This window comes from Algoriphagus jejuensis (assembly GCF_039523455.1).
Classification (GTDB): Bacteria; Bacteroidota; Bacteroidia; order Cytophagales; family Cyclobacteriaceae; genus Algoriphagus; species Algoriphagus jejuensis.
Genome location: NZ_BAAAFI010000047.1, coordinates 1 through 15,047 on the forward strand (window position 1 = coordinate 1; position 15,047 = coordinate 15,047).

Annotated in this window: 7 protein-coding genes; all 7 read right to left on the bottom strand. The window is 47.4% G+C overall.

The annotated features are described in order from the left end of the window. Positions 1-172: 172 nt before the first annotated feature. Positions 173-2,899, bottom strand: coding sequence for a DUF6797 domain-containing protein (locus ABD031_RS19255; RefSeq protein WP_343854339.1), 2,727 nt, complete (start codon positions 2,897-2,899; stop codon positions 173-175). Positions 2,900-2,970: 71 nt separating this feature from the next. Then, positions 2,971-4,551, bottom strand: coding sequence for a sulfatase family protein (locus ABD031_RS19260; RefSeq protein ID WP_343854340.1), 1,581 nt, complete (start codon positions 4,549-4,551; stop codon positions 2,971-2,973). Between the two features lie 169 nt (positions 4,552-4,720). Beyond that, positions 4,721-6,445: a hypothetical protein gene (locus ABD031_RS19265; protein ID WP_343854342.1), complete on the bottom strand. Its 1,725-nt coding sequence runs from the start codon at positions 6,443-6,445 to the stop codon at positions 4,721-4,723. Positions 6,446-6,537: 92 nt separating this feature from the next. Next, the gene (locus ABD031_RS19270; protein WP_343854343.1) at positions 6,538-8,022 is read right to left on the bottom strand and encodes a SusD/RagB family nutrient-binding outer membrane lipoprotein; all 1,485 of its coding nucleotides are present in this window, start codon (positions 8,020-8,022) and stop codon (positions 6,538-6,540) included. 75 nt (positions 8,023-8,097) lie between these two features. Further along, the gene (locus ABD031_RS19275; RefSeq protein ID WP_343854344.1) at positions 8,098-11,298 is read right to left on the bottom strand and encodes a SusC/RagA family TonB-linked outer membrane protein; all 3,201 of its coding nucleotides are present in this window, start codon (positions 11,296-11,298) and stop codon (positions 8,098-8,100) included. A gap of 392 nt (positions 11,299-11,690) precedes the next feature. After that, positions 11,691-13,235 (bottom strand): sulfatase family protein, encoded by a 1,545-nt coding sequence (locus ABD031_RS19280; protein ID WP_343854346.1) that lies wholly within the window; start codon positions 13,233-13,235, stop codon positions 11,691-11,693. A 191-nt stretch (positions 13,236-13,426) separates the two neighbouring features. Further along, on the bottom strand, positions 13,427-15,025 hold the full coding sequence (locus ABD031_RS19285) for an alpha-L-fucosidase (protein WP_343854347.1): 1,599 nt from the start codon (positions 15,023-15,025) through the stop codon (positions 13,427-13,429). Between the last annotated feature and the right edge of the window lie 22 nt (positions 15,026-15,047).

A 15,047-nucleotide genomic window follows, 5' to 3' on the forward strand; every position in this document is an offset into this window, starting at 1 on the left:
GATTTTGAACGAAAGTCAACAAAAACTAGCAAAAATGTTCAATTTTTGATTTTGGGTGTCCCAGCGTCGAAGTCAGGAAAAAAGGGTTGTCGCTTGACAACCCTTTTCTCGTTCAGGTCAGGTCGGAAATTTCATCCCCGACAATCATTTTTTTTGGCAGCGGGATTGGTCATTACCAAGCCGAATCTTCCCCCAATTGATGAATGGTATTTTGAACTAATCCCTCCACGGTACTTCCCTCCTTATTCTTGATCTCGTATTGGATTTCCATCCCCCAAGTTGGCTTGATGTCAGGGATGGTTAGCTTGATCGTCTTTTTGTCTTTATCCAATTCCGCTTTCGTCACTGTCAAGGTTTGCTCATTGTAGTGTTTCGAACCATATTTTCTGGAGCGCAGAAGATCCCACGTCTTCACGGTATAGTGGGAAATATCCTGTACACTGCCAGCGTCAAGCAGGTCTGTAAAACTCAATTTCATCCCGTATTTGGTTGCATGGATACCAACCGGAATTGTCATTGGCTTTTCCACTTTTCTAATCCGGTAGAGTCCCCCCAGCTGAGGCTGAGTGGATCCCCAAGCCGACAAGCCGCAAAGGTACAATTGCCCATCTCCCGGATTGAATCGACCACGCATCACTCCGGTAGAAAATCTCGGGACCGGCAGTTCAAAAATCCCACCTTGCACCTGATCTCCCAATTTCTCAAAGGGGACGACGAAAACTTTTCCATAGCCATAGGACAGATTTAGAAGCTTTCCGTTCAGCGCTCCCCATTTTTTACTATCCACCCACAGAAGTTCTGAGGGAGACTGATCCCGGTCTCTTTCCACCCAAACCAAAGGCTGTTCCATGCCGCTTTCCGTGCTGTCTGTCGGAGGATTGTAACCAAACATATTCCCATAAAAACCACCCTTTTTCACCCAATTGATCCGGTTCATGGGATTCCAGTGACCTTCTTGGTCAGTCACGATGAAGGTCCCGTCCGGATTGATGCAGACGCCGTTTGCTGCCCGAAATCCGGTCGCTATGATCTCTGTCTTTAGGCCATCCTTGGACACCTTAATCAAGGTCCCATGTTGCGGCACCAAAGCTTCCCGGGCATGTCTGGCGCTTTTAGCATAGTAGAAATTGCCTTCCTTATCAACCTGAAGGCCCATGGCAAACTCATGAAAGTGATCGGTCACCTGATGGTCATTGTTGAAGCTTTCGTAAAAATCGGTTTCATTGTCCCCGTTGAAATCATGCAACTTCACCAGCTGATCTCTGCAGATGACGAAGATCTCTTCATCGATCACCTTGATTCCCAGAGGCTGAAACATTCCCGATGCAATCCGCTGCCAAGAAAGTTTTCCCGTGTTTTCCGTGAAGCCTTCTACCAGCCATACATCTCCGTCTGTGGAGCAGATCACTCCCTTGTTTGTATCCTTGTAGAAATCAAGTCCGCTCAACCTGAATTGATTTTTCCAGGGGCTGTCAAAAGGCGGATTCATGATATCCACCTGAAAAGGCCCGTCCTGTGTACCTTGCGTTATCTCGGACGTTAATCTCTGCGGATATCTGGCTGGCGCTCCTTTGGTCAGGAGCTCCAGAGATTCCGGGGCACTTGAAGTCTGGGCATAGGTTTGCAAACCGGTCATGCCGGGTTTCCCCATGAGCAGCTTGATCTTTGCGGCTTGAGACGGTGCCACTTCCATTACAACAAAACCACCCTGCTCTTTCAAAACAGCTCCCTCTCCCACGAGCGCAACTGATGTACCCTTGGGGGCAACTCGCATCTTCAGCGGCTTATCCGATGGAGAGATATTCAAAGTCCTGGTGAAGACAGGTTGATCTGCCGTGGTCTCCAGTCCAAATGTCTCCAGAATTCGAGATTTCCCGACCGTGTAGGATACGATGACCCGATCATTAAACTGGTAGAGCCCTTTGTAATGGGCCCATTCTCGAGGCAGAGGACCAAACCTCCTTTTATCTCTTGCCATGAACCGGGGGTCTTCAAAGCTGCCGGTCGCGGGATTTGCCCAAGCAGGAACTACAGGATTTTCAAAATGAAGATCGCCCACTGTTCGGGGAGAGATATTGTGTTTCCCATTGAATAAAATGGCTTCCCAATCGATAAAGCCCTCACCGGTCCAGGCGCCTGCGACTCTTAAAAGGTCATGATCAAAAATCATCCATGCATTCCCTGCAGCAACTCCGCCTTCACCTTGGTCAAGCCGTACAGCTATCCCTTTGTAAGCAAAGTTGTTATTAACAAAATTCTCATCCTTCAAAGGCTGAACCGGGCCGGTGGACCGTTCTCTTTCGGGAGCCCCAATCCCCACCAGCTCGTAGGTATTTATCAAAAAGTTGCCGTAGTCCATCTCCGCCCATGGCTTGAATTCTTTGGGTTCTGGGCCTTTGGTTGAACCTGTAGGCAAGCCGGCCAGATAAGCAGAGTCTATGTCAAAGTATTGTTCAGGATTGTCTTTTTGCAAAAAAGTTTCCCGCAGGTAGTTGATGATATCGTACTTCTCCACCGGGGTGAGATTGACCTGTGGAGGCATGGAGCCGTATCCTCTAGTCAGGGTTTGGTAGATCGAGTAAGGGTCTTTTCCGACTTTGAAGGTGTCTTCCCAGAATTTAAAAGCCGTCGGGATGGAACCTACCTGCTCAGGATTTCCATGACAATTGAAGCAGACGTTATTGTAGATGTGCTCTCCCGTGCGGATGGATTCTCCATGCCGATCGCCCAACGCATTAATCAATCCGCTGTGGTCAATGTTCTTTTCGTAATCAGGCAAGTCGGATTCCTGAAGGGTGAAACTTACGTTTGCTTCGGCCCCGTCTTGTTTTGCAGGACCACATCCATACACGACAGCCAAGACGAGAAGGGATTTTAAACCAAGTAGGATTTTATTCATATTCTGGTGAAAATAAACGATAGGCAGGGTTAGATATTTTTAGAAAGCGGTGGCAAAGTTCGGTTCAGCGATCAATTGGGAAGTCTTCCCCACCAAGGTCCTTCGTCCCGAATATCGAGCCAAAGTTGCTGCATCTTGGGGATTAGCATCATGAGCGTGTCCGATTCTGTTTGGGCCAGATCAGTGGTTTGCGCCAGATCGTTTTTGATGTTATACAGTTCAAATGTGGTGGGGACCGAGGTCTTGAGCCAATCGACTTGTTTCGTTTTGCTGTCCGTCATTTGCTTGTTGAAATCTTCCCAAGTAGGGCCCAGATTGCCGATCAGCACATAGTCTCCATAGCGCATTGCCATGTTTGATATACCCGGCAGATGCGGATAGTTTACAGGAAAAAACCACATCGGTGGGATTGCCCTTTCATAGTCTGTATTGAGAAAAGCGCCAAACGCATCCGTTCCATCGATTGGTCTGTCTTCGGGCACGCGGGCTCCAGCGAGTTTGGCTATCGTGGGGAGAAAATCAGTTCCGTTGAATAGTTGATCGCTCACTGTGCCAGCCGGAATGTGTCCCGGCCATCTAGCGATACCGGGAACCCGATGTCCGCCTTCGTACGGAAATCGTTTCATTCCACGCAGTTCTCCCGGAGTTCCAAAGCTTTTGTCCCGGCTATTGTCTTCCCATTCTCCACCGGATTCTCCAAATATGACAGGCACTTCAGGGCCATTGTCGCTCGTGAAAATCACCAATGTATTATCCTTCAGCCCTTCCTTTTCCAAGAAAGCCATCAATCTCCCAAAGCTGTCATCCATCTGGGTTACGGTGCCGTAGTATTCCTTTTGAAAAGCCGAAATATCCTTGTCAGGGCGGCTGTATCCGCCATATTTCGTCGCTTCAGCTTTTTTGATCACTTCAGGGCCGTCATAGAGCTGCGCAAAGTTTGTCGGTGGATCGATTGGTGTATGGGGTTCGTTGGTAGCGATGATCATGAAAAAGGGTTTGTCGTCATCTCGCTTAGTGGCGATCCAGTCAGCAGCATCATTGGAAATGATATCCACATACCATCCTTCCAAGACTCCGGTCGGTTGACCGTTGCGCATAAATTTCGCAGGGTTCTTTGGTCCGGTTTGAAAGGCATTCACTGAGGTAGCCAGGGAATAGTCAAAGCCCATGTCATTGACAGAAACTTCGGTTGGTGACTCGAGCTTGGAGAGGTGCCACTTTCCAAAAAAAGCGGTTTCATAGCCCACTTCCTTCAGCAGCTGAGGCAGAGTGACTTCATACTTTTGCAGCGTGGTGCCAAAGAATCCGGCAATGGCGTAGTAGCCACTTCGGTAGGCATTTCTACCAGTGAGGATGGAAGCTCTCGAGGGTGAGCAAACCGTCGCTGCAGAGTGCATGTCAAGCATTCTAACTCCTTCTTTCGCGAACTGATCCAAATTTGGGGTTTTGATTATCGGATTGCCATAGCTCGCAAGATCCCCATATCCCAAATCATCGGTAAGGAAGATGATGACATTCGGTCTTGGTGCTCCTTCGGATTTCTGCTGAGCGGATGAGGAAACCGTGGACAAACAACACAGAACCACTAGCAAGAGCAGCTGAGAGATCCCGTTGGAGCTGTTTTTTGGAGAATGTATTTTCAATAGATTCATTGATCAGTCGGATAGTAATGTCGCATCGAATTGCCTGTATTCAATCGCAATAGCTATAAGATTTAGTGAAAAAAAGAAGAAATTGTGTCTTTTTGTGATGAGATGAAGTAAACGCTGTTCGAAGGATATATTGCTTTTTCCGAGTCAGGGGCCGCAGTGTCAGCAATCGTTAGTTGGACGACAACATGATTTTCTCCTGTCTGACGACGATCGGCACATAGCCGATCTCCATTCCCGCAGGAGGGCTCACGATCAAAACCGGATCGATGCCGACTAGCTTGCCTGTACTCGGTGGAGCCATGTATTCCTGATCGATCGTCCAGTTTTTGTGGATTTGTTCGACAAATTTCTGAAGCATATCTTTTTCCTTGTCACTCCATCCGAATTGTTGGAAAGCAGGCTGATCGATAAATCGGTACCACTTGTAGGTGACTGTTGAGCCGTCTTTCAGCAGTGCTGTAAAAGCCTGGGAAGCGGGTCCGGGACTTGCCCAAGCACCGGTGGATGGGGAGGAGTAAGGAAGGCTTTTGTCGATGACAAAATCTCCTTCGACGATCTCGTTTCCATCTCTCCAGTTGACGTAGTGGCTTTCCGTTCCCGCTTTGGCAAATTCCATTTTTTTCAGTTTTTCCGGAACATCTTTGGCGTTCACAGCGACCCGCTGATCACCGACTTGCTTGTAGTATTGGGGCAGGAGGCCTTCTTTGGAAATCGCATTTTTCTGCCACTGTAGCCCAAACGCATTACTTTCTGTGATTACAGTTTCGAGGACATTATCCAGACCGGTAAGTTTTTTTCCTCCGTTATTTAAACCAGCCCCTTGGTCAAGCGAAAGCGGCTTAGGCGTAAGGTCTGGCTTCCATGCGTATGTTTCGTCAAATTTCCCCGAATAGGACTTGCCACTTTTTTTCCAGTCCAAGAGATAATTGAACAGGGCGTCTTTAGAATAATAGGTCACATCCTGGACTAGGATTGACTGACCTTGTTCATTCACGGGAAATTGAAGTTGGGGGATTTTAATAAAGAGATCTCCGTTTTTGTCTATCATTTCGAAGGACGGTACGGTGTTGATTTCCATTGCGCCACCACCGCCCATGGTTCCTTCTCGGGCATCTAAGCCCATTCCTTCGATCGCTTTATAGTCTTTGGAAAGTCTGCTCCACATCTCAGGGATATAGAAAGCGACCGGTCCTTTGAAGTTTTCAGAATTTAGAAAGAGCGTCCAACTCTGGTCTCCGGTGGGAGTAGGAATGGCCTTTGCCTCGGTAAGCGGTAGCATCATGTGGGTGTACCCCAGAAATCTACCTTCCAGATCTCCTTCAAAAGTAATCCCGTCTGGTGGTACGACTAGCCTGTTGCTGAGCTGGGCAATTCCCATCTGATCATCCGGCAATGCTTCGGCTCGGTAAAAGAACGGCCAGCCCGCAGACGCAATTTCAGAATTGTAGCAGTCGGCGACTCCATTCATGCTGAACTTCGGAGAGCCGTAGTGGTACCGGTTTCCTCGCCAGTATCCGAGGCCACCTTCTTGGGTTTGAAATACGCTAGACCAAGTGGGGCCTCTCGGCGCCCAAGTTCGAGCGATGGTTCCCTCTGGACAGCAGGGGATGTCTTTGTTGTCGGGATTGTCTGGGGTGATCCAGTTGCCAGGCAGGCCGATTTGAAATCCAGCCAAGGGCTGTTCCACCAGCGGCCAAACTGCGGTATAGAAGCCTATACCAGCACCAAATCCCGCAGGACGCTTTATTGAACTGTAACCGATATATCCATGAAGGCCTTTGGAATTAGCTTTGATCTGTTCCGAATCATCAGCATTACCTTTCTTGATGGTCGTACATTTCATGGTGACAAGACCGATGGCTAGGAATGCTACGAAGTAAATAGCGTTACGCATAAGCAGGGGAATAGTGTGTATTAGCAGAAATCAGGAATCTTTTAAGTGAAAAAAACCATCGGAGGTGTACCTCCGATGGTTCGGGGAAACAATTAATACACCCCCTCACGAGTATCCCACCAGATTTGATCGCCATAGAAGATATCTACTTGGACGACATTGTCTGGAAAGCTTTCGTTGAAAGCGACTTCATTGGCTGGATAGGACATTCTAAACGGAGGCCGGTTGTGATTGCTCGCATAATCATTGGATACATTGACCAGCATAGGCACGTCTGTTCTTCTGACTTCAGCCCAAGCTTCGACACTTTGCTTGTATAGGCCGATCCAGTTTTGCAATCTGATTTTCTCCAGATTTGATTTAGTTCCAGAACCCCAAGCTACATCGGTACCCATTAAATAGGTGTCGATTCCTGCTTGAGAAATACTATTTTCCTGCATCGCGGTAGTGATTCCCTTTGTATAATATTCCTGTGCATTTCCTCCGCTTACCAAGCCCCTTTCGGCAGCTTCAGCTTTGATAAACCAAACCTGTGAGGCATTCATAAAGGGGGAAAAGCCTTTGTCATCGTACCCAAAGCGATTTCCAATATGTGAGACGTTAGCGTTGGTATTCAGCGGAAAACCTGTTTGTCCGATTCCCATCTTATAGCCATTGTAAAAACCGTTTTGATTTTTGTCGGCATAGACAGGAAGTCGCGGGTCATTCATTTCAACCAACAAGTTGATCATATCGTAGTTTGTTCTATATCCGTCCTGCTTATTGGTAGGTACCCCAAGTCTTGCCCGCCAAGGCTCGATATTATTGGTAGCTATGCCGGGCCAGTTCATGTAAGCGTTGTCAATATTTGCCTCAATCACCGGATAGGTAGCCGGATCACCCAGAATCTGGGAGATCACCGGAGCAGCCGCTTGTGGATCTACGACAGACATCCGCATGGCCACCCGTAGTCTCAGAGAGTTGGCGAATTTTTTCCACTTGCTGACGTTGCCGGCATAGATGAAGTCTCCCACTCCGATGGTTCCGACGTTGGCATTTAGAAGGGTGTTGGCTTCTGCCAACTCGCTCAAAATCTGAGTATAGACTTCTTTATGGGTGTCGAAAACCGGGTTTAGAATGCCTTCTTGCTCAAGAAGAAATGCCTGTGAATAAGGTATGTCTCCCCACATATCGGAAGTCTGTTGCGCAGTGAAAGCCTTCATAATCAGAGAGACTGCGGCAAGATTGGTATTGCCAGCTTCAAGCGCTGTTTTTCTGGAATCTTCAAAGTAGGCCATCGCCCGGAAAAGGTTGTCCCATTGATCACTGTTGATTCCCACTCTAAACTCGTAATCTCCCGCGCCGATGGCGGCGGTTTGTCCAGACCAAGTGCCGGCATAGTAGATACCTATCCGTTCTCCAAACAACTGCCCTGCCACAACGGTTAGACCTGCTCCAAACACATTGGACGGCGGCACGGCAGAAGGTTGGTTCGGGTTAATATTCATCTCACTCCAATCCTCGGTGCAGGACAGGGAAGTGCAAAGCATGCAAATCACCAATATCCCGCTGATCTTATTTATTAGTATATTTTTCATATTTGAAACCATCTAAGGTTAATACTATTGTTCGAAGTTTTTCTGATTTTCAATGATTCTGCAACTGATCAGGTACTAGAAATTTAGCCTGAGGTTGAATCCGTAGGATCTTGATGTCGGAGCCATGAAATTTTCAAAGCCGGTTCCGTTTTCTCCTCCCCCCATTTGGGATGCTGCCTCAGGGTCTAGTCCAAGTTCCTTAGCTTTTTCGCTTCGGTGAATAATCGCCAAGTTTCTTCCAAATGCAGAGACTGCGACGTTTTGCAATTTCCCGACACTGAAGGTGTAACCCAAGGTCAATTCACGCAGCTTCAAATAGGATCCGTCAATGATTGAGTATTCGTGATTGTTCCAAACCCATGATCCGTTGTAGTAGTCTTGTGCACCAATCCTTACATCGTTTGGAGAACCATCACCTTTGACACCGTCAACGATGATTCCTTCTTCTCTCACGTTGTTTTGAATCGTGTTCGTAAAGGCACCGGTTGGGTAGGAATGCCAGTAGGTACCGCTGAAGAAGTCACCGCCTTTGCGCCAATCGAGCAAAGCTCCTACGCTGATTCTCTTGTACGTAAAGGTGTTTTGAAGGCCTCCGATCCACTTAGGCGTCACATTGCCAAGGATTTGCTGCTGACTGGTCGTCATTGGTGTCCCGTTGGCAGCGATCATTATTTCGCCGTTTTCATTTCTTACATAGGGTAGGCCACTGATATCACCCCATGGTTGTCCTGGTGTACCGACTAGTCTCGCACCTCCGAATCCGGAGTTGATGGTGATACTTTCTAATCCTCCATAGAGCTCCACTACTGTGCTGTTGTTTTTCGCCCAGTTGAGCGTTGCATTCCATCTAAAATCGCCTTTTTCCATGACCGATGCTCTTAAGATGAGTTCGATCCCATTGTTTTCGATTTTCGCAGCGTTGATCAATTGAGACGCAAATCCAGTAGACCGTGCGGTGGGGACATTGAGGATCATGTCCTCAGTGACCTGTTTGTAATACGTCGCATCGAGGGATAGCCTGTCGCTAAAGAATCTGAAATCAGCTCCTATTTCCGTAGATGTAGTCATCTCAGGTTTTAGGTTGGCAGGCGGTTTCACAGCCGATGGATTGAAAAGTGCAATGTTGTTGTAATAGCTCGTGCTGTAGGTTCCCATGAGTTGATAAGGATCCGTATCCGAACCTACTTGTGCTACACTGGCTCTCAATTGCAAATGACTGAAGTTTTTGGTTTTGATATCCAATGCGTCTGTCAATGTAAGGGAAACGTTTCCAGAGGGATAGAAATAGGATCGGTTTTCCTCCGGCAGCGTAGAACTCCAGTCATTTCTGCCAGTTACACCGACATAGAGATATCCTTTGTAACCCACGCTGGCTGAGGAGTAAATACTCATATTTTCCTTCTGACTGTCGTACATGCCAGTGCCAGGCGTGCCCTTGACGTTGCCGATATTGAATAGATCGGGTACGTTCAAATCGGGCGCGCTTAGCGTCATGCTGCTGTATTTGTTCTGACGAAAATTCCCTCCAACTAGGGCGATGAGGGCAAAGTCGCTTCCAAATTCTTTGTTTATATCCAATCTGAAATCGGTGTTGAATTCCTGTCTGCTTAGATCAGTCTGGGAAAATTGCCCTCCTCTTGCGTTGTTGATGTTTGCACGTGTACGTGACATGGTAATTGATTTTCGGAATTCATCGTAGTAGTCAAGTCCGGCGATGAGATTTGCCGAGAGCCAATCGTTGATGTGGTAGGCTGCATTTACATTTCCGTAAAAACGCTCTCTGTTGAGAGAATTGGTTTGGATTAAATCATAGTAGAAGTTGTTCTCATTCCGATTGTATCCACTTCCCATTTCGTTTTCGAATTCGTCATATACCTTTTTGACTTCATCCAACGGGATATTTCTGAAAGCACCCCAAGCCATTTTTGTCATTGAACCATAGGATACCACCGGCATATTGTCACTGTGTCGATTGACATAGTTGAAGTTGGTTCCTATTGTTAAGCGTTCGTGGGGTGTCAGGGTGAGGTTTGCATTTAAGGTATTGACCGTCTGGTCTGTGTTGAAAAAGTTACCCTCCATTTTTCGGTTGGAGAAAGCAACTCTTCCGTAGGCTTCTTTTCCTCTTGCTGTCACGGCAATTTGATTGATAAAATTAGTGGCCGTCTGGAAGTAGTTGTCTTTGATGTTGTCCGGATTGGATTCCCAAGGACTATTTGGGCCTTTGATCCACTGATCAAGCAAAAGACCGGAATCAAATCTCGGACCCCAAGCCTGCCCGTTTTCGTTTACGCCACCGCCGATGCCATTTACATAATTATAGCCGAACTGCTTGGCGTATTCGTTATAGGTGAGCGTCGACGTCGGGTTGCGTTCAAGATACTGCTGCCAATCGTATTCAGCTCCTCGACTTCCTATGCCGTATTCATTCTGGAAATTCATAAAGTAGCTGGGAACGTCAAATACCATCGAAGTATTGAACTCCACGCCTAGTCCTTGTTTTGCTTTTTTGCCTTTTTTGGTTTCAATCAAAATAACACCGTTGGCAGCGCGGTTTCCATAGAGTGCCGCGGCATTTGCGCCTTTAAGTACAGTCAGGGATTCGATGCTCTCGGGGTCGATGTCCGCAGCGGCATTACCATAGTCCAAGCCTCCAGAGCCACCGAGGTTGGTGGAGGTGTTGTCGATTGGTATGCCGTCCACTACAAAGAGGGGTTGATTGCCTGCAAATGATGCATTTCCCCGAATGATAATTCTGGAGGAGGCTCCGATTTGAGAGCCACTGCTGGTAACCTGAACTCCCGCAACTTTACCACTCAAGGCATTGACGATGTTATTGTCCTGCGTCGTAATGAGCTCGTCGGCCTTTAGAGCCTGAACCGTGTACCCCAGTTCTTTCCTTTCTCGCTGGACGCCCAGAGCGGTGACGACCACTTCGTCCAAGTTTTGCGAATCTTCCCTCAATACGATGCGGATTGTACTTTGAGATCCGATCTCGATTTCCTGCGTGAGGTAACCTATATAAGAGAATGAAAGATGGGTTGAACCCTGTGGTACGGTGATGTCAAACTTCCCGTCGATGTCAGTAACTGTCCCACTGGTCGTGCCGGCAACCAATACAGTAACTCCGGGGAGCGATAGCCCCGACTCATCCTCGACGGTTCCCGAAATCCTGCTTTGAGCAAATCCATCCAGGATGGATACTCCAAACAAAAAGACTGCTACCAAAAAGGTGAACAACTTTTTGTGTTGCAAAGGTGTAGTAATTGATTTCATATAGATTTGGTTAAAAACGATGGATAGGTTAAAGTTAAGATTCTCAAATCCTCTATATATCCGTCATTTTGCCCAAAAAATGCAATATGTTAACAGTGACTACACAACCTGAAAGATAAAACAACAACTAACAACTTCTAAAAATCAATATATTGAAAAACTAAGTAAATATAAAACACATCTTATTAGTTATAAAATCGCTTCTCCATACAGATATTTGTCGATCCGAGCTCGGACCACGCAGCTCGAATAGTAGACTCGAACTTATGAGGTCAATCTACAATAGACAAAAAGGTTTCTTTTGATGATGGCTATTACTACTCGTAGGAGGGCATATTGACCTTTCTATTTATGTAATGAGAACTACGATGAAGTCACCAAAGACACCTTAACTATTTCTTTTCCATCCAACTCAATTGCGGCCAGACCGAAGGTCCGTCATTCTTCTGAGGAGCTCCTTTTGTGCTTCTGCCATCAGTGACAATCTTGGCAAGTTCCAGTCGATATTGCTCCAACAACGCGGCTTCCTCAGTCTCCAGATTGTGCTCCTCTCCGATATCGGTGGACAGGTTGTACAACTGGAACGGTGGCAAAGTTTTAATCACGTCATCATTAGGCGTTGGGTAGCTCCAGCCTCCTGACCCAGGGCAGAAGATCGCTTTGTAGTCTCCTTTGCGGTAAGCAAATGAACCGTTGATGGAATGATGCACAATACTCTCTCTCGTAGCCTCTTTGGTAGGCAAACCGAGCGCGGCAGAGAAACTAAAGCTATCCTCCGCAAAGTTATCTTCTACTTTTTGGTCAAGAACATCAGCTACGGTAGCAAAAAAATCGGTCGTACAGACCAACTGATCGGAAGTGGAAGCCTTCACTTTTGCCGGCCATCGGACTATGAACGGCACCCGATGCCCGCCTTCGAAGATATCTGCTTTATGGCCTCGGAATACATAGCTGGGATCATGCCCTTTGGTCGCCAGCTGTTCGAAGTTTGCCTGGTTGGAACATCCATTATCGCTGGTAAAGATCAAAATCGTGTTGTCGGCAATGCCGTTTTCTTCCAGTGACTTCATCACTTCACCCACTACCCAATCCACCATCAACACAAAGTCCCCGTAAGGATTGTCCAATCCACTTTTCCCCTGAAAATCTGACGTGGGCAAGATCGGCGTATGTGGTGCAGGCAGTGGCATGTAGATGAAAAACGGCTGATCTCCTTTGGCATTTTCACTGATAAACTGCACCGTTTTGCTCGTGATATCAGGCAAGACCTGCTCATGGTCAAAGTCATCGGAAGTCGGACCCTTGCGCCACATCTTTTGACCCGTATTCTGGGTGAATTTGGTGGGAACCATGGTCGGCTCGTCATTTTCCACCCAGACATAAGGAGCCATATCCAGCGAGCCGCTAAACCCAAACCAATAATCAAAGCCCCTTGTAGTAGGGCCATTTTTTATTTTTTCTGAAAAATTCACCAGACTATCGCCTGCCTCGATATTATCCCAATCCCAGCCCAAGTGCCACTTTCCTATACCCGCGGTCTTGTAACCTTCGGCTTGCAAAAATGAGCCGATGGTGACTCGATCTTCGGCGATGAGTGCTTCACTGTAGCCATAGAGGACGTGTTGTTTGAGCGTAGATCGCCAATTATACCTTCCGGTGAGTATGCCGTAGCGAGTGGGAGTACACACTGCACTGCTCGTGTGCGCGTCAGTAAACTTCACTCCCTTGGAGGCGAGTCGATCAATGTTTTTGGTTTGAATCTTCGAATGCTCATTGTAAGCAGAGACATCGCCATAGCCCATATCGTCGGCGAGTATAAAAATGATGTTAGGCCTGTTTTGCTCCTTCTTGGGGACATTTTGGCCGAAACTGCCTGTGGCCAGACTCATCACACAGAGTAGCATTGGCAAAATTCTATTCAACTTAAGATTCCTCATTGGTTATTGGTTTAATGTAAAAACTCCAAATATTTTAGACGTAAATCCGCTACGCTGACAGCGAAGGGCCAAAAACATTGGCGGATCTGGTTAACTCAAGATTCAGGACGCTTCGGTCATCGGTCTTCCGTCCGGATGAGCAAAGAAATATCGGATCCGGCTAGCTTGCGGATCATCAGTTGTTTTAAAACTCACTTCTTTCCATCCAAATCTACTTTTTGAGTACCCTGCAAAGCCTTATCCGCATCGGTTTCAATGGCGTTGGGCACATGCTGATTTTGGTTGGTACTTATCTTAAAAGCCCAGGCATAGCTGCTTTTCCCCAGATTCGCGGGAGTGTCGATCTCCAATCCCCCGGCTGTCATCTTCCAGTGGACTTCATCCTCAGAACCAAGCAGGGAAACCGCCAGAACATCGGCATCTCCCCACCCTTTAGTCCCCTCGATCAGCAATTTTCCTCCAGGTTTATTCATGGCGATGGAAAACAGATCCTTGCCTTTGGTGGTGAAGGAAATATTGCCCTTTTCCTGATGATCTTGCTTCCAATACCTCGTGCCATAGATCGCTTCCCCATTTATTTTCAACCAATTTCCCATCTCACGTAGTCGCTCCACCTGTTCTTCAGGAATCGTCCCGTCAGCACGTGGGCCGATGTTGATCAAGAAATTCCCATTGCGGGACACGACCTCTATCATCTCATGGATCACATCACTGGTAGATTTGTAAGTATCATTTTGCAAATAGCCAAAAGACGTCCCAAAAGTCGTACAGCTCTGCCACTTAGGTCCGATGACGCTTAGTCTCAGGTTGTCCTTTTCCAGGCTCCCCACGCCAGCTGGCCAGTTTCTGTTTCCGCCTTTGTTATTCAAATACACTTCCTGACCATTTCTAGCCCCATTATTCATAAAATCAGTAATCATCAACCTATACTGATCGTAGAAATATTGGATCTCCGGCCTAAAGCCTGTCTCGGGATTATTCCCGTCCCGGGTGAAGATGGGAACATCATCTATCCATAGAAAATCCGGTTCGTACTTCGCCTGAATCTCCTTCCATCTCGCCACATAGTCGTCTACGAATTCCTTGGAGTACTCAAAAGGCCCATAGAGTGAGGCCGCTTCCGGAACCCTGCGGATCTCTTCCGCAATTGCAGTCTGTGGTTCCCCATGAACTGTGAACTGCTCCTTGGCAAAAAATCCCGTGTGCCGCTCCCGGTGATAAGAAGGCGCATATTTCAATCCCTGTTTCCGCACGGCAGCACCAAGCTCTCCGACCAAGTCCCTCTTGGGGCCCATATCCACCGCATTCCAGGGATTTATATCAGAATCCCAATTGGAGAAGCCATCGTGATGCTCCGCTGTAAGCACCACATATTTCACCCCCACCTCGGCAAAAAGTGCTGCCCACTCCTCCGGATTCCACTTTTCAGCCTTGAATTCCGGGATGATGTCTTTATAGCCAAATTCCGGTGGATGGGCTCCCCAGCGCTCTTCCATATAAGGGAAGTAATGGACGGAATCGGCATACAACATCTTGGGGACGTGTTCAGCGTATCCACGCCCTTCCTTTCGGTAGCCGATCACGCTATAAGGCCCCCAGTGGATGAACAGGCCAATCTTACCATCGTCAAACCAGGCTGGAATGGGCATTTGCTGCAAAGCTTCCCAGCTGCCATCGTATGGTACAGCCAGATTTTCTTGAGCTTGCTCATCGGAACTTGTTTTCCCAGTGCAGGAAAAAGCAAGCCAAGCCATTAAAAGCAATCCTGCGGGTATTCTATAATTTTTCAAGTGTAAAAATTTAAGTTATGTT